This is a genomic window from Leucobacter denitrificans, from assembly GCF_014396385.1.
GTDB lineage: Bacteria > Actinomycetota > Actinomycetes > Actinomycetales > Microbacteriaceae > Leucobacter > Leucobacter denitrificans.
Map to the genome: position 1 here is coordinate 1,940,615 of NZ_CP060716.1, position 22,869 is coordinate 1,963,483.

21 protein-coding genes, 1 pseudogene and 1 riboswitch are annotated in these 22,869 nt (G+C 63.6%); of the genes and pseudogenes, 13 read left to right on the plus strand and 9 right to left on the minus strand.

Annotated features, from left to right (window positions below):
- Window positions 1-81: 81 nt before the first annotated feature.
- The 8 genes from H9L06_RS09380 to H9L06_RS09410 form a co-directional block, all read right to left on the minus strand.
- A complete protein-coding gene (locus H9L06_RS09380; protein WP_187554928.1) occupies window positions 82-2,040 on the minus strand; it encodes an ABC transporter ATP-binding protein in 1,959 nt (652 codons plus the stop codon).
- A 75-nt stretch (window positions 2,041-2,115) separates the two neighbouring features.
- Window positions 2,116-2,604, minus strand: coding sequence for a 6,7-dimethyl-8-ribityllumazine synthase (ribH, locus tag H9L06_RS09385; protein WP_187554929.1), 489 nt, complete (start codon window positions 2,602-2,604; stop codon window positions 2,116-2,118).
- A gap of 72 nt (window positions 2,605-2,676) precedes the next feature.
- On the minus strand, window positions 2,677-3,945 hold the full coding sequence (gene ribA / locus H9L06_RS09390; protein ID WP_187554930.1) for a GTP cyclohydrolase II: 1,269 nt from the start codon (window positions 3,943-3,945) through the stop codon (window positions 2,677-2,679).
- A 55-nt stretch (window positions 3,946-4,000) separates the two neighbouring features.
- On the minus strand, window positions 4,001-4,636 hold the full coding sequence (locus tag H9L06_RS09395; protein ID WP_187554931.1) for a riboflavin synthase: 636 nt from the start codon (window positions 4,634-4,636) through the stop codon (window positions 4,001-4,003).
- Complete coding sequence (locus H9L06_RS11985) at window positions 4,636-5,289, minus strand: RibD family protein (protein ID WP_343069243.1); 654 nt, start codon at window positions 5,287-5,289, stop codon at window positions 4,636-4,638. The genes H9L06_RS09395 and H9L06_RS11985 overlap by 1 nt, the downstream gene beginning before the upstream one ends.
- Entirely contained in the window at window positions 5,286-5,804 is a 519-nt protein-coding gene (locus H9L06_RS11990) for a bifunctional diaminohydroxyphosphoribosylaminopyrimidine deaminase/5-amino-6-(5-phosphoribosylamino)uracil reductase RibD (protein WP_343069244.1), read from the minus strand. Before H9L06_RS11990 ends, H9L06_RS11985 begins: the two co-directional genes overlap by 4 nt.
- Before the next feature lie 54 nt (window positions 5,805-5,858).
- A riboswitch (FMN riboswitch) is annotated at window positions 5,859-6,004 on the minus strand.
- A gap of 70 nt (window positions 6,005-6,074) precedes the next feature.
- The gene (gene trpS / locus H9L06_RS09405) at window positions 6,075-7,082 is read right to left on the minus strand and encodes a tryptophan--tRNA ligase (protein WP_187554932.1); all 1,008 of its coding nucleotides are present in this window, start codon (window positions 7,080-7,082) and stop codon (window positions 6,075-6,077) included.
- 13 nt (window positions 7,083-7,095) lie between these two features.
- A complete protein-coding gene (locus H9L06_RS09410) occupies window positions 7,096-7,956 on the minus strand; it encodes an exodeoxyribonuclease III (RefSeq protein WP_187554933.1) in 861 nt (286 codons plus the stop codon).
- 167 nt (window positions 7,957-8,123) lie between these two features.
- Between H9L06_RS09410 and H9L06_RS09415 the strand changes: the two genes are divergently transcribed.
- The 12 genes and pseudogenes from H9L06_RS09415 (at window position 8,124) to hpf (ending at window position 19,163) form a co-directional block, all read left to right on the plus strand.
- Window positions 8,124-8,438, plus strand: a complete 315-nt coding sequence (locus tag H9L06_RS09415) for a WhiB family transcriptional regulator (RefSeq protein ID WP_187554934.1) — start codon at window positions 8,124-8,126, stop codon at window positions 8,436-8,438.
- Window positions 8,439-8,501: 63 nt separating this feature from the next.
- Window positions 8,502-9,533, plus strand: a complete 1,032-nt coding sequence (locus H9L06_RS11840) for a glycosyltransferase family 2 protein (RefSeq protein ID WP_246454353.1) — start codon at window positions 8,502-8,504, stop codon at window positions 9,531-9,533.
- Complete coding sequence (locus H9L06_RS09420; protein ID WP_246454355.1) at window positions 9,515-11,617, plus strand: glycosyltransferase family protein; 2,103 nt, start codon at window positions 9,515-9,517, stop codon at window positions 11,615-11,617. The genes H9L06_RS11840 and H9L06_RS09420 overlap by 19 nt, the downstream gene beginning before the upstream one ends.
- Entirely contained in the window at window positions 11,617-12,798 is a 1,182-nt protein-coding gene (locus H9L06_RS09425; RefSeq protein WP_246454357.1) for a DUF5719 family protein, read from the plus strand. Before H9L06_RS09420 ends, H9L06_RS09425 begins: the two co-directional genes overlap by 1 nt.
- Window positions 12,795-13,007: a hypothetical protein gene (locus H9L06_RS11845; protein ID WP_246454359.1), complete on the plus strand. Its 213-nt coding sequence runs from the start codon at window positions 12,795-12,797 to the stop codon at window positions 13,005-13,007. Before H9L06_RS09425 ends, H9L06_RS11845 begins: the two co-directional genes overlap by 4 nt.
- 20 nt (window positions 13,008-13,027) lie before the next feature.
- A complete protein-coding gene (locus tag H9L06_RS09430; protein ID WP_246454361.1) occupies window positions 13,028-13,456 on the plus strand; it encodes a metallopeptidase family protein in 429 nt (142 codons plus the stop codon).
- A gap of 49 nt (window positions 13,457-13,505) precedes the next feature.
- Window positions 13,506-14,188: pseudogene (gene mtrA / locus H9L06_RS09435) on the plus strand (MtrAB system response regulator MtrA).
- A gap of 8 nt (window positions 14,189-14,196) precedes the next feature.
- Complete coding sequence (mtrB, locus tag H9L06_RS09440) at window positions 14,197-15,930, plus strand: MtrAB system histidine kinase MtrB (RefSeq protein ID WP_187554935.1); 1,734 nt, start codon at window positions 14,197-14,199, stop codon at window positions 15,928-15,930.
- Window positions 15,927-16,559, plus strand: coding sequence for an LpqB family beta-propeller domain-containing protein (locus H9L06_RS09445; RefSeq protein ID WP_187554936.1), 633 nt, complete (start codon window positions 15,927-15,929; stop codon window positions 16,557-16,559). The genes mtrB and H9L06_RS09445 overlap by 4 nt, the downstream gene beginning before the upstream one ends.
- A complete protein-coding gene (locus H9L06_RS09450; protein ID WP_187554937.1) occupies window positions 16,502-17,614 on the plus strand; it encodes an LpqB family beta-propeller domain-containing protein in 1,113 nt (370 codons plus the stop codon). Before H9L06_RS09445 ends, H9L06_RS09450 begins: the two co-directional genes overlap by 58 nt.
- Window positions 17,615-17,886: 272 nt before the next feature.
- The gene (locus tag H9L06_RS09455; RefSeq protein WP_187554938.1) at window positions 17,887-18,456 is read left to right on the plus strand and encodes a ComF family protein; all 570 of its coding nucleotides are present in this window, start codon (window positions 17,887-17,889) and stop codon (window positions 18,454-18,456) included.
- Between the two features lie 80 nt (window positions 18,457-18,536).
- Window positions 18,537-19,163, plus strand: coding sequence for a ribosome hibernation-promoting factor, HPF/YfiA family (hpf, locus tag H9L06_RS09460; RefSeq protein WP_187554939.1), 627 nt, complete (start codon window positions 18,537-18,539; stop codon window positions 19,161-19,163).
- Here the strand turns inward: hpf and H9L06_RS09465 are convergent.
- Entirely contained in the window at window positions 19,144-19,878 is a 735-nt protein-coding gene (locus H9L06_RS09465) for a polyprenol monophosphomannose synthase (protein WP_187554940.1), read from the minus strand. The two genes, hpf and H9L06_RS09465, sit on opposite strands and share 20 nt — an antisense overlap.
- Window positions 19,879-20,049: 171 nt before the next feature.
- Between H9L06_RS09465 and secA the strand changes: the two genes are divergently transcribed.
- Complete coding sequence (gene secA, locus H9L06_RS09470; RefSeq protein ID WP_187554941.1) at window positions 20,050-22,851, plus strand: preprotein translocase subunit SecA; 2,802 nt, start codon at window positions 20,050-20,052, stop codon at window positions 22,849-22,851.
- The last annotated feature ends 18 nt before the right edge of the window (window positions 22,852-22,869 follow it).

The following is a 22,869-nucleotide window of genomic DNA, read 5'->3' on the forward strand; positions in this document are numbered from 1 at the left end:
GTGGGCATCAGGCGAACGCTCAGTGCGAAATCGTTCGTATGGTGCTCCATTTTCGCCTGACGCTGAGTGGCAAATAGGCGCTCAGTCTTTGGGAACGAGGAGCTGGTGCTGCGCGAGCTCCCGGTACAGCGGCACCGACTCGACGAGCTCGGAGTGTGTACCCTCGCCGACCACGCGGCCATCGTCAATGACGACGATCTTGTCTGAGTCGACCACCGTCGACAGCCGGTGCGCGATCACGATGAGCGTGCGGCCAGTCGCGACCGAGTCGAGCGCCTCGCGCATGAGCCGTTCGTTGACGCCGTCGAGTGACGCGGTCGATTCGTCGAGCAGCAGGATCGGGGGAGCAGTTAACAGCGCACGCGCTATCGCCAGGCGCTGCTTTTCTCCACCCGAGAGCATGATGCCGTTCTCACCGACCTGCGCGTCGAGGCCGCTGTTTGGGTTTGTGCTCTCGGATCCGCTGCTCGGTGATGGCACGCCATCAGAAAGCGAGGCACTATCCGCCCGGGCTGATCGGTCGAGCAACCCGCCGAGGTTCACGGCCCGAAGCACGCGCTCGCAAGCCGCGTCGCTTGCCTCGGGTGAGGCGAGCAGCAGGTTCTCGCGCAGAGTTCCAGCGAGCACCGGCGCGTCTTGTTCGACGTAGCCGAACTGGCCGCGTAATTCTGCACGATCGAGGGTGCGCAGGTCGGCGCCATAGAGCTCGATCGCGCCTGAGTCGGGGTCGTAGAAGCGCTCGATGAGGCCGAGAACGGTCGATTTGCCAGCGCCAGACGGCCCAACGAGCGCGACTCGGGACCCGCGCGGCACGTCGAATGAGACACCGTGCAGAACGGGCGTTTCGACGATCGGAGCGGGCGCGGCCTCCGCATCGCGACGGCTACCGCGGCCAGACCCGCGCACGAGCTCGCGCGCGTCTACGCGGTCGGGGGCGGCTGAGCGGTATGAAAAATGCACATCGGTGAAGCGGATCGCTGGGGCTTGATCCACCGTGACGTCAGCGAGCGGAATGATCGTGCCTGACGGCGATAGCTCGCGGTCTCGCTCAGTCTCGGTGGGCAGCGAGTCGATCTCTTGAATGCGGCCGAGCGCGCCGAGCGCCTGGTTCACCGCGGAGATCGCGCCGAAGGCCTGGCCGAGCGGCATGATCATCATGAAGAGGAAGATGATGAAGGTGACGAGTTGGGCGATCGAAATTGCACCTGACGCCACGCGGAACCCGCCGAAGCCGAGCACCGCGAGCATAGACACCTGCAGCGCGATGAACGACACTGGCACGATGAGCGCCGAGATGCGTGCGACGCGCACTCCGAACTCGTATGCTTCTTCGGCCTCAGACTCGATTGATTTGCGCTCACGCTCGGCAGCGCCCGCTGAGCGGATCGTGCGCATCGAGCTGATTGCGCGGTCGACCGCGGCAGCAAGGTCACCAACCTTCTCTTGTGACCGGGCGACTGCGGGGCGAATGCGGGCTGACAGACCAACCACGACGACGAGCGACACGAGGATGATCGCGAAGGTGATGAGGAAGAGGAACGGGTCGATGACGAGCATGCCGATGAGCGCGCCGAGGAACAACAGGATTCCCCCGACCGCCTCGACCAGACCCTGCGTGAGCACAGCGCGGAGCAGCGTCGTATCTGAGCCCACGCGCGAGACCAGATCTCCTGTGCGGCGGCGGTCGAACTCCGAGATGGGCAGATGCAGGATCTTCGCGATGAGTCGGCGCCTTGAGCTCAGCACGACACTCTCGCCCATGCGCTGCAGCAGGTAGTGCTGGTAGCTGTTGATGAGCGCGCTGAGCAGCACGATCACGACGAGCGCGCCGACGAGCCACCCGAGCGGAAGCGACTGCTGCACGCGCTCAATGACCTGACCGACCAGCAGTGGCTGGGTGAGTGAAACGAGCGCACCGACGAGGCTGAGCGCAATGATGAACGCGAGTTTGCCCCGCTGTTCAAACAGGTACGGGAGCAGCTGACCGAGTGTCGCCCGAGGACCCCTGGAGCGGCGCTTTGGCGATGCGGGTTTTGGCACGAAATTACTGTACCGAGAGCCGTTGCGCGATCCCTGTGAGGGGTCAGGCGCTCGGGCGCTCAGCCAGGTGCGCGGTTACGCGGTGAGGTCTCGCATCTGGATCGCGAGATGCAGCGCAGCCTCAGCGGCCTCGCGGCCCTTCGACTCCGGAGACCCCTCGAGGCCCGCGCGATCAAGGGCCTGCTGCTCGTCGTCGGTGGTGAGTACACCAAAGCCGACCGGCTTGCCCGCATCGAGCTGTACCCGCGTCAGCCCATCTGTGACCGCGCTCGCGATGTACTCGAAGTGTGGAGTGCCGCCCCTGATGATCACTCCGAGGCACACCGCAACATCAAAGCCGCCGCCACCCGCATCGCGCGAGGCGAGGGCCTTTTGCGCGAGTGCGGGCAGTTCGAAGGCGCCCGCTACGCGGAGCAGCGCGTGATCCGCCCCCGCCTCGGTGACGGTTTCGACGGCGCCCGCAACAAGCCCGTCCATGACCTGTGTGTGCCAGCTGCCTGCGATGATTGCGACCTTAAGCCCGGCCGCGTTGACTGAGAGGTTGGGTGCTCCAGCTCCACTCATGTGTGTACTCCTTGAAGGTCTAAGTGTTTGATCGCGCCGCTCGTGGGCGTGCGCAGTGTGTGGAAGGCGCAGTTAGAAGTCGCCAGCGGGCAGGTCGTGGCCCATGCGGTCACGCTTCACCTTGAGGTACCCGCGGTTTTCGTCGGTGATGCCGACGAAGAGGGGCACGCGGTCGCGCACGCTCAAGCCATGGGCTTCGAGCTGGGTGACCTTGTCGGGGTTGTTCGTGAGCAGGCGCACCTCGTTGATTCCGAGGTCATGCAGAATGCTCGCCGCGGCGGTGTAATCGCGGGCGTCTCCCGGAAAGCCGAGCGCGAGGTTTGCGTCGAGCGTGTCGACGCCCTGATCCTGTAACTGGTAGGCGCGCAGCTTGTTTGCGAGACCGATGCCGCGACCCTCATGCCCGCGAAGGTATACGATCACGCCGCCGCGCTCGTGAATGAGATCCATCGCTGCGTCGAGCTGCGGGCCACACTCGCACTTGAGCGAGCCAAATGCCTCACCGGTGATGCACTCTGAGTGCACGCGCACGAGCGCGCCCTCGCCTGGCATCTCCCCATCTGGTGTGCGGGCGACGAGCGCGAGGTGATCCACACCTGCGCGACGATCGCGGTATGCGAGCGCACGGAACTCGCCGTGCTCGGTCGGGAGCACGGCGTCGGCGCGCAGCGTAACTCGGCGCGGCTGTGGGCCGCTCGCGGGAGCACCCTCGGGGTCGTGCTCATTCAGGTACTCAATGAGCTGCGCAATAGTGATGACGGGAACGTCTTCTTCCTCACCGAGTTCGATGAGCTCTGGGAGCCGCATCATTTCGCCGTCGTTTGCGACAATCTCGGCGATGACCGCAACGAGCGGAAGACCCGCGAGTCGCATGAGCTCGACGCCCGCCTCGGTGTGGCCGTCGCGCACGCGCACCCCGCCATCCATCGCGCGCAGCGGGAGGATGTGCCCCGGGCGGTTGACGTCGGCGGGAACCGAGTTGGGGTTCGCGAGCGTGCGCACCGTGGTTGCGCGGTCGCTCGCGCTGATGCCGGTCGTCACGCCGTGCGCAGCGTCAACGGTCACGGTGTATGCCGTGCCGCGTACATCTTCGTTGCGCTCGACCATCATCGGGAGGTCAAGCTGATCGGCTACCTCGTTCGACATCGGTGCACACAGCAGGCCCGACGAGCGTCGCACGGTCCATGCGATCCAGTCTGGAGTTGCGAGTGCGGCCGAAAGAATTACATCGCCTTCATTTTCGCGATCTTCGTCGTCGGCGACGATAACCGGCCTGCCTGCCTTGATTGCCTCGATCGCATCGTCAATGGTTGAGATGCCGGGCGTGCGTGGAGTACTCATGCGGATGTCCTTTTGGTGATTACAGAGAGTCTAGGAGGTTTCTATAGGCCGGTTGTTACGCGCTGCCATCGGGCGTAAAGCTCAGCATGCGTTTCACGTGGCGGGCGATGATGTCGGTCTCAACGTTCACCCGATCTCCGGGTGCAAGCGCCCCGAGCGTGGTGGCCTCAAGTGTTTCGGGGATCAGCGAAACTTCGAACCACTGCTCGGGCTCAGACGCGTCAGAAATGTTCGACACGGTGAGCGAGGTGCCCGAGAGAGTGATTGACCCCTTGTCAACGAGCATCGGGGCAAGCTCGCGCGAAATTGAGAAGCGCAGCGTGCGCCAGGCGTCGCCGGGCGTGACCGTGAGCAACGTCGCAGTGCCGTCGACGTGGCCCTGCACGATGTGCCCGCCGAGCCTGCTATCGATGCGCGCAGCCCGCTCGAGATTCACGCGGCTGCCTCGCTGCAGTTCGCCGATTGTCGACATGTGGATCGTCTGAGCCATCACATCCGCAGTGAATGTGCCGCGCCCGAGCTCGTCATCGCCGAGCTCAACGACGGTGAGACACACGCCCGACACCGCGATCGAGGCACCGTGCACGGCGTCGCTCGTCACGTGCGGTCCCGCGATCGTGATCCGCAACGAATCGGAGATGTGCTCGACCGAGAGCACCTCGCCGATCTCTTCGATGAGTCCTGTGAACATTAGCGTTCCTCCTTTGGTACGACTGTTGTCGCTCGGATGAGCAGGTCGGCCCCGAGCTGCAGGGTTTCGGTCACGTGTAGGCGCCTGATGTCGGCGATGCTGTTCGCGCCAATGTCATTAAGGGCGAGCCGCGGGCCGCCGAGCAGCGCGGGGGCCACATAGACAAGCACCTCGTCGACGAGCCCGGCGCGAATGAGCGCACTCACAATCGTGGGGCCGCCCTCGACGAAGACGCTGTGGATCCCGAGTGCTTTCAAATGCTCGAGGTCTGCGGCGAGATCGTCGCCAGTAAGGCGAATCGGTTCGGCTACTGGTGTTCCAGACGTGCCGAGCGGGTGACCGAGCCTTGGGTGTTCGAGCAGCTTCGCGCCGCTGGGAATCTCGCGGCGCCCCACCACAACCGGCACGGGTTGCTCTTGGGATGGGACGAGGAGTTCGCCTGCGGGCGTGCGTGCGGTGAGCGACGGGTCGTCTGCGAGCACGGTGCCGGTTCCGACGAGGATCGCATCGGCTGCCGCCCGCCGCCGATGCACATCTGCGCGCGCCTCGGCTCCGGTGATCCACTGGCTCGACCCGTCGGCCGCTGCCGCGCGACCATCGAGAGTCTGCGCCCACTTCGCCGTAATGAAGGGCCTGTTGGGTGCGCTCGTCATGATCCGCCACCGCCCGTCGAACCGGCCGATGACCCTGCTCGCGCGTTGGCTGCGCTGCGTTCAACCCAGGATGCAAGCAGTGCCCGGGCCTCCTCCTCAAGCACGCCACCCACCGCCGGGATTCCTGCGGCTCGCAGCGTCGAGGCACCGCCCGCTGATTCCTGGCCCGGATCCGCCATGCCGTACACAACCTCGGCGAACCCCGCAGCGGAGAGTGCCTGTGCGCATGGGCCAGTGCGGCCCTGGTGATTGCAGGGTTCGAGCGTTACCACGACAGTGAGTCGGCGGGCTTCGGCGAGGTGCTCGTCGGACAGATGCTGCATCGCCGCGATCTCGGCGTGCGGGGTTCCCGCGCCTTCATGCCAGCCCTCGGCTACGAATTCGCCCTGGGGGCCGAGAATGACGCAGCCCACCTGGGGATTCACGTCGGTACTTGGGCCCCGCTCAGCAAGCGTGAGCGCGCGGCGCATGGCCGACTCAATCACCTCTGGTGAGAGTGTGCGCGACACGGGCATTCTTGCTCCCTTAACGGGTACCCGGGGGCGGGTGCACGACACGTATGGCGCGAACCCGCGTTCCTCACATCCGGACTTGTGCGCTCACTTTCGCTTGCACATCACCGTCGGTACCGGAATTTCACCGGTTCAACCCCGCGGGTGCGGGGGTCGCGGACTCTCACCGCCGGTTCGGATTTTCACCGACCCCGGAACACGTAATCAGCATACCCCCATGAGCCGCGGGCCTGCTCGCTAGAGTGCGAGCGTTCGCGGTGGGCGGATCGGAGCCTAGCGGCGGAGGATGCCGAGCGCGTCGTAGACCTCGGCAAGCTTGCGCTGAGCAATCTCGTTTGCCCGGTCGGCCCCGCGAGCGAGCAGGCGGTCGAGCTCCGCGGGATCCGCCATTAACTCTTCTGTGCGCTCGCGCACGGGCGTGAGTGTCTCATCGACTACCTCGGCGACGGCCTGCTTGAGGTGGCCGTAACCCTTGCCCTCGAACTCTGCCTCGATCGAGTCGAGAGTGCGCTCGCCGAGTACCGACAGAATCGTCATGAGGTTCGAGACGCCCGGCTTCGCCTCGCGGTCGAAGCGGATCTCAGCACCGTCGTCGGTGACCGCCCGCATGATCTTCTTCTTGGTCACATTTGCTGGATCGAGAACCTTGATAAGGCCTGCCTCGGACTCCGCCGATTTCGACATCTTCGCCGTTGGGTTCTGCAGGTCGTAAATCTTCGCGACAGTCTTGGGGATCTGCGCCTGGGGGAGTACGAAGGTCTTGCCGAAGCGCGAGTTAAATCGTGTCGCGAGGTCGCGGGTCAACTCAACGTGCTGGCGCTGGTCCTCGCCCACCGGAACGAAGGCGGCGTCGTAGAGCAGGATGTCTGCGGCCATGAGCATCGGGTAGGTGAACAGCCCAACGTTTGCAGCGTCGATACCACCCTTTTGTGATTTGTCTTTGAACTGCGTCATGCGGCTCGCCTCACCGAAACCGGTGATGGTGTTGAGCACCCATGCGAGCTCGGTGTGAGCGGGCACGTGCGACTGCACGAACAGCGTCGACTTCTCGGGGTCGATGCCGCCCGCGATGTACTGTGCGGCGGTGCGGCGGGTGCGCTCGGCGAGATCGCCCTCGCCCTGCGCCGACGTGAGCGCGTGCAGGTTCACAACGCAGTAGATCGCGTCGTAGTCTTCTTGCATCTTCGTCCACTGGGTGAGCGCCCCAATGTAGTTGCCGAGTTGGAGGGAATCGCTCGAGGGCTGCATTCCAGAAAAAATGACAGGCTTAGGTTCGCTCATGATGCTCACCATTCTAGATGCGGTAGTCGACCACGACGGGCGCGTGATCCGACCAGCGAGTGTCGTACGAGGGTGCGCGGTCAATGCGGTAGTCGACCACCCGCTCGCCGAGCGCAGGGGTGACCACGTGGTAGTCGATGCGCCACCCGGTGTCGTTGTCGAATGCCTGACCGCGGTTCGACCACCAGGTGTACGGGCCTTCAACCTCGCCTGCAAAGGTGCGGCCCACGTCGATCCACCCGTGGCCCGGCCCCTCTGAACCGTCGACGCCGGTGATGAGCTCGCCGCGAGCCCCAAAATAGCGGTCAAAGAAGGCGCGTTCGCGCGGAAGGAACCCAGACTTTTTGCGGTTGCCGCGCCAGTTCTTGATGTCGAGTTCGCGGTGACCAACGTTGAAGTCGCCGACGATCGCTGCGAACTCGCGCGTGTCGGAAAGCTCATTCATGCGCTCGCCCATGGCCTCGAGAAACGCCCATTTCGCCTCTTGGCGGGGCGTCTCGGCCTCACCCGAATGGGTGTAATTGCTCACGACTGTGAGCTGCGAATCTCCGAACTCAAATTCGGCCTCGAGCCAGCGCCCCGAGGACTGCACTTGCTCCTGCGCGTCGAGGCCCCCGAGGCCAACTCGGTGCGACAGCGAAGGCACTCGGCTCGCAATCGCGACACCCGCACGGCCCTTGATTTCACAGGGATCGTGGAGCCAATGCCACCCCGCGCTACCCAGGAACTCTTCGAGGTGTTCGTCTTGCGCTCGCACCTCTTGCATTGCGAGCACATCGACGTCTCGAGCGGCCAGCCAGTCACCCATTCCTTTGCGGAATGCAGCACGAATACCGTTGACGTTTACCGATGCGACACGAAGTGAGTTTGCCATGCGTTCTAGCTTAGAGGTGCGACACGCGACACACCGCTGACCCTCAATTAGTGGTTGAGGGTTTAAAATCCTCGGCTTGACACGAGGGGAATGACAAGGGTGTAATTATTCGAGAAAGACGGCGTGGCTACATTACTTGCAGGCACATTCAGGCGAAGGGAGCGGAAATGGATCACAGTTCAGGCTCCGCGGTTCCCAGTAACTGGTTCGTCGATCCCGTATTCCTCGGAACACCTGGCATTCGCCAGTCCGAGGAAGACGAGATTCTCAGTTGGCAGGCTGATGCGCTTTGCGCGCAGACTGACCCTGAGGCGTTCTTCCCCGAAAAGGGTGGATCGACTCGTGAAGCGAAGCGCATCTGCGAGACGTGTGAGGTGCGCAGTGAGTGCCTCGAGTACGCTCTCGAGAACGATGAGCGCTTCGGTATTTGGGGCGGGCTTTCCGAGCGTGAACGCCGCAAGCTCCGCCGCGAAGCGGGCTGACCTTCACGTTGCACGGCATGGCGACCGCAAGTTGTCGGTGGCCCTCTCTAGACTGACGGCGTTATGCGCAGCTCAGTTACCGCCGTTCTCGTAGCTTCCCGTGGTGGGGAGTGGCTCGATGAGACCATCGCCGGAGTGAAAGCTCAGACCAGGCGTCCGAATGCGATCATCGCTGTCAATAATGGTGGATCGGAGCGGGTCAGCTCACAGCTTGTCGAGGCGAGTTACGGCTCAGAAACAGACGGTTCGGCCCGGGTCATCGGTATTCAGTCGAAGGTGTCGTTTGGTCGGGCGGTCGACGCCGCTGTAAGCGCAGTCGCGCCGGGAGACCGGCCCGAGAGTGAGTGGATCTGGCTCCTCAGCGAGGACTCGTGCCCCGAGCCCGAAGCTCTCGCACGCATTCTCGCGCGGGTTGAGAAGGCCCAGTCGGTTGTTGTTGCTGGCCCGAAGCTCGTGGACTGGGATCGACCTGAACGAATTATCGAGCTCGGACAAAGCCTCACGCAGGGTGGATCGCGTTGGCTGCTCCGCAGGCAAGAACTTGATCAGCAGCAGCACGATCACCTCGAAGATGTGCTCGGTGTAGGCCCGGTCGGCATGCTCATTCGCCGAGACGTGTGGGAGGAGCTGCGGGGGTTCGATCCCGCGTACACAAGCTACGACGACGGCCTCGATTTCTCGGTTCGCGCGAGGCTTGCGGGCTACCGCGTTGAGGTTGCCCCGGAGTCTCGGGTGCGCTTTGCGAGAAGCGGTGTCGCTGGCCCTCGAATTGACCGCGCCCGCAAGGTGATGCGCACCGCGCACCGCCAGGCGCGCACCGCACATCTGCACCGTCGCATTGCGTACGCGCCAGCGTTTTCCGCCTTCTTCCTTTGGCTCGGGCTGCCGCTGCTTGCGGTCGTGCGAGTGTTCTGGATGCTCATCCGCGAGCAGCCCGGCAATATGTTCGGCGAGTTCATTGCTGCATTCGCGGTGTTCTTCCGGCCCGCGTCGCTGCTCGCCTCTCGTAAACGCGTGAAACAGGCGTCGAAAGTCGGGTGGGCCGCGGTCCGCCCCTGCGCACCGATCGCAAGACCGTGCGCACCGCGAAAATGATCGATCGCGAGGCCATTCTCGCGTCTCAGGGCCGGGTGCCTCGCGAGATGCACTTTATTTCAACCGGTGGGCTTGCGGTGCTCGTCGCAATGGTCGCGGCGACGATCGCGCTCACCTGGTGGGCAGTCTCGAAAACGAGCCTCATCGGTGGTGGCATCGCACCCCTGAGTGCGATTGGCGAGCTATGGCGCAACACCCGTGCGCTCGATGGTGTCGCAGCAGACCCGTTTGCGTGGGTGCTTGCGGTGCTCGGCTCGCTCACATTCTGGAACCCGTCGCACGCACTCGTCATTGTCATCGTGCTTGCGGTGCCCCTTGCGGGCCTCGGTGCGTGGATCTGGGCAGCACAGATCAGCGAATCTGTGGCCGCCCGCGCCGTCACCGCGATCGGCTTCGCGCTCAGCCCGGTGCTGCTCGGTTCGATCGCTTCCGGGCGGATCGCACCACTCATTCTTGCCGCGGTGATGCCGTGGTTGCTGCTTGCGGCAACGCGATGCCGAGAATCCTGGAGCTGGGCCGGCACCGCTTCGCTGCTCGCGGCCGTCGCGCTTGCCTGCGCGCCGATCCTCATTCCTGTGGGTCTCATTTTCTTGGTCTTTGGTATTCTCAGCCGCCCGCGGGGCACACTCCGAGTGCTGTCGGTGGCGATCGCGCCAGCCGTGCTCTTCGCCCCGAAGATCATCGCGACGGTATTCGATGGTCGCCCGCTCGACCTGCTCATGGATCCGGGCATCGCTCTGCCGTATGAGCCCGGCAACCCGTGGCACATGCTCCTAGGGTTCCCCGAATTCGGTCTTGAAGGCTGGGCAAGCATTTTCGACACGATCGGACTCGGCGGTGCGCCTGCAACGCTGCTCGTCGGCGTGCTCATGCTGCCGCTCGCACTGCTCGCGCTCCTCGGGCTTTACACGGGCCGCGTTGCCGTCACCGTGCTGCATGCGCTGCTCGGCGCGCTCGGCATCATCACCGCGGTCGCGTCGACGCACCTCATGCTCACGACGAACGGCGACACGCAGGTTGCAGTATGGACAGGCTCTGGACTCGTCTTGTACTGGCTCGCGATTCTCGGGCTTGCCGCGGTTGGGGCTGACACGGCCCGCGCCGCAGCTCCGGCCGTCGTGACCGTTGCCCTCATTGGCGCGCTCATCGCAGCTGGCCCGCTCGCGTTCCGCCTCGTGACCGGCAACGTGCCCATGGCCTCGGGCGACACCCAGGTGCCCGCAATTGTGCAAGTGGCTGGCGAGCAAAATCCGAACACGCGCACACTCGTGATTTCGGCGACCGGAGAGCGCAGCCTGCGGGCTGACATTCTCACCGGAACCGGCACCAGGCTCGACGCACTTCGCACAGCGAACAGCGTCGGTGGCCCGACCGAAGAAGATGAGCAGATCGCTGAGCTCGTCGGCGCACTCGCGAGCATTGGCGGCGCTGACGTCGGCGAAGCGCTCGCCGCAGAGCGCGTGAACTACGTGCTGCTGCAGCCTGGCAGTGACGCCGCAGAAGAGACGCTCATTCAGCGCACGCTCGACCAGCACGCCGAGCTCGCGACCGTCGGCGAGACCGCGCAGGGTCTGCTCTGGCGCGTTTCCGACTCTGCGGTGAATCGCGACGAACTTGGCGACGACTCGGTGGCGCTTGAGGGCACATCATTCGCGGGTCACACTGTGTGGATCGCGCAGCTCATCGTGCTCTTCGCAATCTTCCTGTTGGCACTTCCCACCGGTGAAGTGGTCGAGCGCCCAGAGCGACGCAAACGCCCGGGACGGTCGCGCAAGTCGAAAGCGGCGCCGACGCAAGCAGCGGCACCGGCCGCAGCCGAGTCGACTGAGACAGTGTCTGATGAAGTGGACTCAGTGGCGCCCTCAGAACCAGTAGAGGCAACCACCGAAGCTACTCACCCGGCTGATCCGGTGGCCCATGACGCGCTCCGCGAGCATCACGCCCCAGACGAAACGTTCTCGATCACCGAGACCGCGCCGGCGGTGACCTTCGAGGAGGCTCCACCGGTTGATCACGAGGCATCCGGCGATCCACAGGTTGCACAAGAAGCACAGACGGCCCAGGATCCGGAGGGAGAGAAATAATGACCGAACGTACGAAGCTCGTAACGGGCGGTGCACGCGCTCTCACCGGTGTACTGATCACCGCCGCGGCTGCCGCTGGAGCGCTCCTCATCGGCACGCTGAATTTCCCGACCGTTGAGAGCGAACCAAGGGCCACCCAGGTCGACACGATGCAGACTGGCGCGCGCGAACTCGTGTGTGCGGGTGCCTTTGCCGAGCTTGGCGCCGATCCATCGCGGCCCGACGTCGCTCTGCCAGTCGGCCGCACGAATGTGTCGGTGAGTGGCGATGGTGAGCGGAAAGAACTGGGGTCGAGCGACACTGATTCGACGAGCGTCGGCGGTGCTGCCGTATTCACCGGCACGATGAGCGAGCCGCTTGCCGCTGCGCAGATTCAGCAACTCGATACCGCGACGCTCTCGGGCACGGTCGCGGGCGAGTGCGTCGAACCAGTGAACGAGCAGTGGTTGCTCGGTGGTGCCAGCATGCTTGGGTATTCGACGACCCTGAGCCTTGGTAACCCGGGGTCGGTCGCTGCTACCGTGCACATCTCGGTGTTCGACGAGAACGGCAAGATCGACGACCAGCAAACTTCTGGAGTCATCGTCGCGCCGCAGTCGCAGCAGATCATCTCGCTCAACGGATACGCGCCCGACAGTGAGCGCTTCGCCGTTCGCGTGACGAGCACCGGTGCTCCCGTCGGTGCGAGCTTGAGTGTCTCGCAGATCGACGGCATCAACCCCGTAGGCGCAGCAACTGTGACGCGCCAAGTGCGTGCTGAGACGGTATCCGTTGTTCCCGGGGTCGCAAACGAGGCCGTCGGCAATCACGGCGACGGCGACGCTGACTCGTTCCCAGTGCGCGTGCAGGCGATCGCGCCAGGCGAAGCAGCGGGCACCGCTGAGGTATTCGCACTGAGTGCCGAGGGCGAGCGCATCTCCCTTGGGGGATCGAATTGCAGCCAGGCACACTCAGCGAGCTCGAGGTCGTCACCTGGCCAAAGAGCGCCAATGCGGTGGTTGTTGAGTCCGAGGTGCCGGTGTTTACTGCGGTCGGTGGATCAGCGAACAACGACACAGCCCACGATTTTGACTGGTTCATCCCGGCCCCAGAACTCTCGGCAGACACTGAACTGCGCGCCGCGATCGTGCCGGGCGGCAAACTCATTCTCACGAATAGCGGATCGGAGCCAGCAACGGTGACGATTAGCAGTGACGACGATTCCGCTCCACGCACCGTCGAGGTGCAGGCGGGAAGCGCTGTGCCAACCGATGCGAAGGGCAGCGTGACGATCGAAAGCACCGCCCCGGTTTCGGCAGGTGTGCGCGTGCTCTCTGGCGGAGCGATTGCGGGCTACCCGGTGATCCCAAGCTCGGAGCCCGACGGCGAACTCACCATCTACACCAGGTGACCGCTGATTAGACTGGTGGCATGAACGTTCGCCGCACCCCTGGCCGTGGCACGCCCACCCGCCACGGGCGTCGGCCGATCCGCTCATCGATCACCGGGCCTGCATTGCCGAACCCGCACAGCCGCGTCAATCGGTTCGACTCAGACGCTCGTGGCGTCGTCGAGTTTCTGCAGTCGATGTTTCCCGAAGAGTTGCACGATGTGCAGATCGGGTTTCAGACTGTGCCGACGGGGCTCGGCACGAGCAACAACCCGCTGCTGTACTCAGTGGATCGCAAGGCGAGAACGATCATGATGTACCGCATGCCGATTCAGCGCGCGAGAGGGTTGCACGTGAATGACGACGAGCATCGCCGGTATTTTGTTGAGCACTGCGTGTATCTCGCGGTGTGTGAATACCTCGGCAAGGAGCCGTGGGATCTGCTTCCGGGCCGCTTCGATCACTTCTGAAACTGCCAGCCTCCCATTCTTTTGAGCGTTTCCCGACATAATGGGAATCATGAGCGCACGAATCCTTGTAGTGGACGACGACAGGGCACTTGCCGAGATGCTGAGCATGGTCTTGCAGGGCGAGGGTTCTTGGTTGAGCACGCATATGACGGGCCTACCGCGGTGGATCAGTTTCGTGCGAGCCGCCCCGACCTCGTGCTGCTCGACGTGATGCTTCCGGGTCTCGACGGCATTGGGGTGTGTGAACAGATTCGCGCAGAATCTGGCGTACCGATCATCATGCTCACCGCTCGCACCGACACTCGCGATGTCGTTCGCGGGCTTGAGGTTGGTGCCGATGACTATGTTGTGAAGCCGTTCAACCCGGCCGAGCTTATCGCGCGAATTCGCGCGCGCCTTCGCGAGCCGCAGGACGACGTGAGCGAAACGCTCGCGATCGGCGACCTGTCAATCGACGTTGCGGGCCACCAGGTGACGCGCAATGGCGAGATCATTCCGCTGACACCGCTCGAGTTCGATCTCCTCGCGATCCTCGCGCGCAAGCCTCAGCAGGTGTTTACCCGTGAGGTGCTGCTCGAGAAGGTGTGGGGCTACCAGTACAAGGCCGACACTCGCCTCGTGAACGTGCACGTGCAGCGTTTGCGCGCCAAGATCGAGGTCGATCCTGATCATCCCGTCATCGTCACGACTGTGCGAGGCGTCGGGTACCGCGCGGGTGCACGCGCAGAATAACTGGGCACATGGCTGAGACGGGGTCACGCGGCAGCACACGGCGCGCGTGGCGCCGTGTGAGGCTATTTGCGCAGCGCACCTGGCTACGAATCAAGCGGCTGGTTCGGCCGATCCTCGACCCCTTCATCACACTGTGGTCGCGCTCGCTCATGGTGCGCACCATGACAATCACCGGTGTCGTGACCGGCGCGATGATTGCGAGCGCTGGCGTCTTCGTGCTCACGAGCGTGAGCAACGACCTGTACTCGTCGCGACGCGACCAGGCTCTCCAAGACTCGGCGCGAGCGACAGTCGCCGCGCAGGGGCTTCTCGATTCGTTCGATACGGCGGATCGTGGCGGCCTCTCCTCACTCGCAAGCTCTGTGACGCAGACCGTGCAAGACACCTCGGCGAGCCAGATGATCTTCGTGCGTCGCCAGATCGGGCAGACACCGTTTCTTGAGATTCCATCGTCGTTCGACACGACCTCGGTGCTCGTGCAGGCTGTCTCAGCCGAGCTCACGGCGTCGGTGCGGAGTGATGGCGAGCCGCAGCACTGGCAACCCGTCACCTTCTACCGAGACGGTGGCGACTCCTCGCCGGGCATCATCGTTGCGTCATCGCTCACCTTCCCATCAGGCGCGGGCGTGTTCGACCTGTATATCGGTTACGACCTCGCCGACACCGAGCAAACGCTCGCGTTCGTCGCGCGCACCCTGCTGCTCACAGCCATCGCGATGATGCTGTTCATCGGCCTGCTCGTACTGGTCATCTCGCGAATCGTGTTCAGGCCGATCCGCGTCGCAGCAGACACGAGTCGACGGCTCGCCGCAGGCGAGGCAGACGCACGCATGCCGCGCCAGCACGACGAGCACTTCGACGTGCTTTCCGACGGCTTCAACGACATGGCAGACACCCTGCAGGCCCGCATTCGCGAACTCGATCAGCTTTCGATCATGCAGCAGCGATTCGTGTCAGACGTGTCGCACGAGCTGCGCACCCCACTCACTACGATCCGCCTCGCAAGTGAGGTGCTCAAGGGTGAGCAGGATTCGCTCGGCGCGGGGCAACAGCGCGCCGTCGAGGTGCTGAGCACGCAGGTGGAGCGCTTCGAGCTGCTGCTCACCGACCTGCTCGAGATCTCGCGCTATGACGCGGGCCGAGTCACCCTTGAAACCGAGCCCACGAACCTCGTGCACCTCGTTGACGAGGTCGTCGCGTCACTGCAGCAACTCTCACCAAGTGTCATCGAAATTCGTGCGCTGGGCGGCTACACGCCGGTCGATGTCGATGCGCGGCGAATCAGGCGGATCGTCTCGAACCTCGTCGGCAACGCCATCGAACACGGCGAAGGCCACCCCATCGTGGTCACCATCGACTCAAACGCAGATGCCACCGCGATCGCCGTGCGCGACTGGGGTGTGGGCATGAGCGAGCAGTCGGTTACGCACGTGTTCGATAGATTCTGGCGAGCCGATCCATCGCGCAAACGAACGCTCGGAGGTACCGGCCTCGGGCTCGCCATCGCGCGCGAAGACGCCGCGGTGCACGGCGGATTGCTCGACGTATGGTCGCGACTCGAAGAGGGCTCGCAATTTCGCCTCACCCTGCCGAAGCGAGAAGACGTCACCGACTACATGTCACCGATACCGCTCGTTCCCGAAGACGTTGACTCGAGCACCTACCAGACCGACGTCACCGGCGGGTGGCTCAAACGACCGTTCCGCCGAATCCTCCGAGCACCGAGGGAGGGACGCTCATGATCCACACTCGAATTCGCAGGCGCGCGAAACGCCTGGCGCAACTCGCGCTCGCCGCAGTGGCGGCGGTGTCGCTCGCGGCCTGCGCCGCGGTGCCGGGGGATGGGCCGGTGCAGTTGGGTCTGTCTGATCTACAGCAGGCCGAGCGGCTCGTGCAGTTCAGTGCGTCGGGCCCGTCGGCGGGTGACAGCCAGGAGCAGCTGGTGCGCGGATTCTTGCTCGCGGCAAACTCGAGCGCAGACGACTACGCGGTCGCGCGCGAGTTTCTCGCGACGCCGTACGCCTCGCAGTGGGATCCGTACGACGGTGCGCTCGTGTACGAGGGCACAAAGCCGTACCGCGCCGACGGCGAGAATGCCGGCATGCTGTCGCTCGCGATCGTCGCGAACGTCGACGCCGCGGGGTCGCTTCTTCCCGTCGAGTCGGGCGCGAGTACTGAGCTTAGGTTCGAGTTCGTGCGGCAGGGCGAAGAGTGGCGCATTTCGTCGGCCCCGAGTGGCGTGATTGTGGATCGCTCGAGCTTCACCACCGTTTGGTCTGCGCACCAGCTGTACTTCCTCGGCCCGGGGAGCGCATGGTCGCCGACCCGCGCTGGTTCCTGTCACGTACCGCGCTCGCGACCGAGGTTGTGACCTCGCTCATCGAAGGACCGAGCGCGCGGCTCTCGCAGGTCGTGCACTCCGGATTCCCGCCTGGCGTGCGACTCACGAAGGGCACCGTGACCGTGGCCGACGGGCTCGCACGCGTCGATCTCACGGGCGACGGACTCGAGAATGACTTGGCGCAGCGCGAGATACACGCGCAGCTGCGGTCGAGCCTGCAATCGGTACCCGGCGTCAACCGGGTGGAGCTGCTCATCGACGGAGTCGCGGTTGCCGACCCATCGAACCCCATCTCCGACGAGCCCGCGAGCCAGGGTGCGATGAAACCCGTCGGGTTTGTCGATGGCACCTTCGGCATTATTTCGGCCGCTGAAGCCGAGCCGATCACAGACATCAGCGAGTTCGTTGAGTCGCTCGACGCCAATGCTGTTTCCGTGTCCCGCTCACGCACGGTCGCAGCGGTGCGCAATAGTGATGGCGTCAGCATCATTTCCGGTGGATCGGTCGCGCTCATCGACCAGCGGCGAGCGCTGCTCGAACCGAGCGTCGATGACGATCTGTGGGCGTGGACTGTCAGTGCCGCAGATCCGACCGTGATTCGGGTCACGACTGCCGATGGGGCGCAGCACGCCTTCTCGGCGCCGTGGCTTGCAGACCTCGACGTGCGAACGCTGCGCGTGGCGCCCGGGGGCAGCCTCGTCGCTGCCTACATCAACGACGGCGCTAACAGCAGGGTGCTCGTGGCCGGGGTGATTCGCGATAACGACGGAGTGCCGACCGGTGTGAGCGAGCAAGCCGACGTGGAGATGTGGGTCGGAGGCGAAGCGATTGACTTTGACTGGGTCGACTCGCAGCGCTTCGTCGCGCTGAGCAAGCAAGGCAACGCGGGCAAGGTGACCGTGGGAGGCCCCGGCATGTTCTCTGTCGAGCAGGGGTCGGTGCCAAACGCGGTGCACGTCGCGGGCGGGGGGAGCCGTGCGCAGATTCGCGTCGCGACCTCGGACGGTGAGTTCTACGCGCCGCAGGGCAGCAGCGGCTGGCAGCAGGTGGCGAACTCGGTCGAGCTGCTCGGTAAGCGCGGGTAGCGTCGCGCGGCCAGTAGCGTCGCTCACAGCGTGCTTCGACGCTCATTTGCCGGTTGGTGCGTGAGTTCGTTGTGGATCGCGGCCAGCCAGCTTTCTCACTGCGTCATGATCACTGCATGCAATCGACTGCACTGCTTCGCACGCTCCATTTCCTGAGGGAGCTCTGGTTCGACCTTCTCGCGCTACTGTGGCCGACTTCGTGTGTGGGGTGTGGGTATCAAGATCGCGACCTGTGCTCATCGTGTGCTTGCGTGGTGCGTGAGGTGCCCGAAGTGCATCCGGAGCACCTGAGTGCTGGCCCGCCGTACTACGTTGCAGGTGCATACGAAGGGGTTGTGCGCGACACGCTCATTGCTTTTAAGCACGACAGCGCATACGGGTTTGTGAAGCCGCTTGGGAGTCGGCTCGGGCGCGTGCTTCGCGCGGCCTGTAGAGAAGCGGGTGCCGATCCACCACTGCTCGTCACGGTGCCGTCGCGACCGGCCCGCGTGCGGTCGCGTGGGTATCGTCACGTTGACGCGCTCGTGCGCGTGGCAGTGCGGCGTGAGCGACTTCCGCTCGATCTCGTGAATGTGCTGCGCGTGCTTCGAGGGCGCACGGGACAGGTTGGGCTCGACGCAGAATCTCGAGAACGCAATGCGCGTCGTGTCGCTGTGCGTAAACGCGCGACGAAACTCGCAGGTCGAGAGGTGATTCTTGTCGATGACATCGTGACCACCGGTGCGACAACTCGCGCCGCGTGTGAGGTTCTAGAAGCCGCCGGAATGCGCGTAATTGCGGTCGTCGCGCTGTGTCACGCGGTGAGAAAAGACAGCTCTCAGAAAACTCAAGTGGAAGAGTAGGGGCAAAACGCGATAGTGTTCCGGAAAGGCGTGAAGGTGCGCCACACAGGCCCACCCGCCTCGTCACCAGGGAGGTCGTCATGGACGTCAACATCCACGGTCGGAATGTCGGAATAACGGATCGATTTGAGAACTACGTCGAGTCCAAAACCGAGAAGGTGGCGGGGTTACTCCCCAAGTTGCAGACTATGGAGATACGGGTCTCCAGGCAGACAGATAAGAGCCCGAAACACGGCGATCGAGTTGAGATTACGCTCGTAGGCCCCGGGCCCACCATTCGAGCCGAATCGATGGGCGCCGACAAGTACACCGCGTTCGATATGGCGTACGGTCGCGTGCTCGAACGCATTCGTCGGGCGAAAGACCGCAAGCAGGACCGCCGTGGGCGTGGTCGTACCTCGCTCGGAGATGCTGCAGCCGCAGATTTCTCAGTCGTCGACATTCGTCCCGCACCCGCCGAAGTGATCGATGCGGTTGCGTCAGGTTCGATCCCAACCGTGGAGGAGAACGAGGAACAGCAGTACAGTCCGGTTGTCATCCGCACGAAGCAGTTCCCTGCGGAGCACCTCTCAACTGAGGAGGCCGTCGACCAGATGGAACTCGTGGGTCACGACTTCTTCCTCTTTATTGAGAAGGGCAGTGAGAAGCCAAGCGTCGTTTACCGCCGCAAGGGCTGGAACTACGGAGTCATTTCTCTCGCCGAGTAAGGCGGATCCGCACACCCCAGGTGAGCACGCTGGCGAGCGCCTCGAAGATGATCCCGAGCGACATCTTCGAGCGCCCGTCAGCACGCTCTACAAAGGTGATCGGCACCTCCGCGACCGGGCAGCCTGCGCGCTCGAGTAACCAAGCGCTCTCGACCTGAAACCCGTATCCGTTCGACGAGATTTCTGAGAGGTCGACTCGTTTGAGCCAAGTGGTGTCAATCACGCGGAAGCCGCTCGTGAGGTCGCGCAGCTGAGAGCGCAGCGATCCACGAGCGACTGCGGTGCCGATTCGAGAGATGCACACGCGGTACCACGGCCAGTTCTCGATGCGTCCGCCGTCGATCCACCGGGCACCAATGACCAGCCCGGCACCCGCGCGCGCGGCATCGAGCAGCGCGGGCAACTGCTCGGGAAGATGTGAGCCATCGGCATCCATTTCGATCGCCCAGCGATACCCCTCAGACACAGCGTGCTGAAACCCCGCGAGGTAAGCGGTTCCGAGGCCGAGCTTGCCTTCGCGGTGGATCACGCGCACCCGCCAATCATTTGCGAGTTCATCTGCGATCTCGCCCGTTCCATCGGGGCTTCCGTCGTCGATGACGAGCACGTGCGCGCGCGGAATCTGGGCGAGCACACGATCCACAATGCTCGCTAGCGTTGCGCGCTCATTGAACGTCGGGAGAATGACGAGCGCGCCGTCACCTTGTTCCGCCATTCGATTCCTCACTCGTGGGATGCCCCGCCATTCCCGGCAATTCCGAGGTATTCCAGTGAATTTGCGGTGGGCTACAAGGGGGAGCTTGCTAAGCTGGGGCGTTGTCACAATTGGGCAACAACGATGCCGCTTCGCAGCGACCATCGTGCACTACGGTACAGGAGACACAACGTGGCGACAGTCCTCGAGAAGATCCTTCGCGTCGGCGAAGGGCGCACACTCAAAAAGCTCGAGAGGTTAGCGAAGACCGTTGAAGACCTCGAGCCTTCATTTGAAGCACTGAGTGACGAGGAACTCCGGGGAGAAACCGAAGAGTTTCGCGAGCGCCTCGAGAACGGTGAGACCCTCGACGACCTGCTGCCAGAAGCGTTCGCGGCGGTGCGCGAGGCTGCGCGTCGCACGATCGGCCTCCACCCGTTCCATGTGCAGGTCATGGGCGGCGCGAACCTGCACCTCGGCAACATCTCTGAGATGAAGACCGGTGAAGGTAAGACGCTCGTGGCAACGATGCCCGCGTACCTCAACGCCCTTGCTGGCAAGGGTGTGCACATTATTACTGTCAACGACTACCTCGCGAGCTACCAGAGTGAGCTCATGGGTCGCGTGTTCCGCGCGCTCGGCATGACGACCGGCTGCATTGTTGCGGGACAGGATCCGACTGAGCGTCGCAAGCAGTACAACGCAGACATTACCTACGGCACGAACAATGAGTTCGGCTTCGACTACCTCCGCGACAACATGGCGTCGAGCGCAGCTGAGCGCGTGCAGCGCGAGCACTACTTCGCCATCATCGATGAGGTCGACTCCATCCTTATTGACGAGGCGCGTACCCCGCTCATCATCTCGGGCCCGTCGTCTGGCGAAGGTAACCGCTGGTTTGGTGAGTTCGCACGCATCGCGAAGACCCTGGTGCCAGAGGTCGACTACGAGGTCGACGAAAAGAAGCGCACTGTCGGTGTGCTCGAGTCGGGCATCGAGAAGGTCGAAGACTACCTCGGCATTACGAACCTCTACGAGTCGGTGAATACGCCGCTCATCTCGTTCTTGAACAACTCGATCAAGGCGAAGGCGCTTTTCACGCGCGACAAAGACTACGTCGTTTTGAACGGCGAGGTGCTCATTGTTGACGAGCACACCGGCCGTATCCTGGCCGGGCGCCGCTACAACGAGGGCATGCACCAGGCTATCGAGGCGAAAGAGGGGGTGCAGGTCAAGGCTGAGAACCAGATGCTCGCTACCGTGACCCTGCAGAACTACTTCCGCCTCTACAAGAAGCTTTCTGGCATGACGGGTACCGCCGAGACCGAGGCGAGCGAGTTCATGTCGACTTACAAGCTTGGCGTCGTGCCAATTCCGACCAACCGCCCCATGCAGCGTGTGGATCAGCCTGACCTCGTCTACAAAAACGAGGAAGCGAAGTTCGCGGCCGTCGTCGAAGACATTGTGGAGCGTCATAGGGCCGGTCAGCCAGTGCTCGTGGGTACGACCAGCGTTGAGAAGAGCGAGTACCTTTCGCGCAACCTTGCTAAGGCTGGCGTGCGCCACGAGGTGCTTAACGCGAAGAACCACGCACGTGAGGCTTCGATCATCGCGCAGGCCGGCCGGCTCGGTGCTGTGACCGTTGCAACGAACATGGCTGGCCGCGGTACCGACATCATGCTCGGTGGCAACGCAGAGTTCCTCACCGTGCAAGAGATGACGGCGCGAGGGTTCTCGACTGAAGAAGATCCAGAGGCCTACGAAGAGGCCTGGGACGGGGTATTCGAGGCAGTCAAGGCGGCCGTCTCAGAAGAAGCCGCGAAGGTTACCGAAGCCGGTGGTCTTTACGTGCTCGGTACCGAGCGCCACGAGTCCCGTCGTATTGACAACCAGCTGCGCGGTCGTTCTGGCCGTCAGGGTGACCCTGGCGAGAGCCGGTTCTACCTGTCGCTCGCAGACGACCTCATGCGTCTGTTCAACTCGGGTGCCGCTGCGGCGCTCATGAACCGCGACAGCTTCCCCGACGACCTCGCCATCGAATCCAAGATGGTGACTCGCTCGATTCAGAGCGCACAGAGTCAGGTGGAATCGCGCAACGCTGAGATCCGCAAGAACGTGCTCAAGTATGACGACGTGCTCGACCGTCAGCGCAAGGCAATCTACAGCGACCGCGCGCAGATTCTTGACGGTGAAGACATCCAGAACCGCGTGACCGCGTTCCGCGAGCAAACCATCGATGCGATTCTCGAATCGCACGGTTCAGACGAGAACTGGGACTTCGATGCCCTCTGGTCTGATCTCAAGCAGCTCTACCCAATCGGGCTCACCGTCGATGAGGTCGTTGCCGAGGCAGGAACCCGGGTCACGCAAGACTTCTTGCGTCGAGAGATCACCTCTGACGCTGAGGTTGCGTACGCGAAGCGTGAGGAGACGCTCGGCGAAGACGCGATGCGTGAACTCGAGCGCCGCGTTGTGCTCACCACGATTGACCGTCGTTGGCGCGATCACCTCTACGAGATGGATTACCTCAAGGAGGGCATCGGCCTGCGCGCGATGGCGCAGCGCGATCCACTCGTTGAGTACCAACGCGAGGGCTACACCATGTTCGAGAGCATGATGGGTCAGATCAAGGAAGAAGCGACTGGCCTGCTTTACAACCTCGAGGTTCAGGTGCGCCCAGCGGTCGGCCCGCAGGATCACGTGCACCTTGAAGGTGGAGGTCTCGACGAGAAGTCTGGCCCCGACGCTGCACAGTTGAGCTACAGCGCACCCGACGAAGACGGGTCAACCGCGATGAGCGGCGCTGGCGCACAGGAGGCGCGTGCGCAACAAGCTCGCGCACAGCAAGCCAGGGCCCAGCAGGCCCGCGCGCAGCAGAACCGTGCGGCTAAGCAGCAGCCCGCAGTCCGTGGTGCCTTCGGCCAGCAGGTCGAAGGTGACGAGGCCCCCGAGCCCGCGAACCGCGCAGAGCGCCGAGCCAAGAAAAAGAAGTAACTTTCCAACTACCTAGCC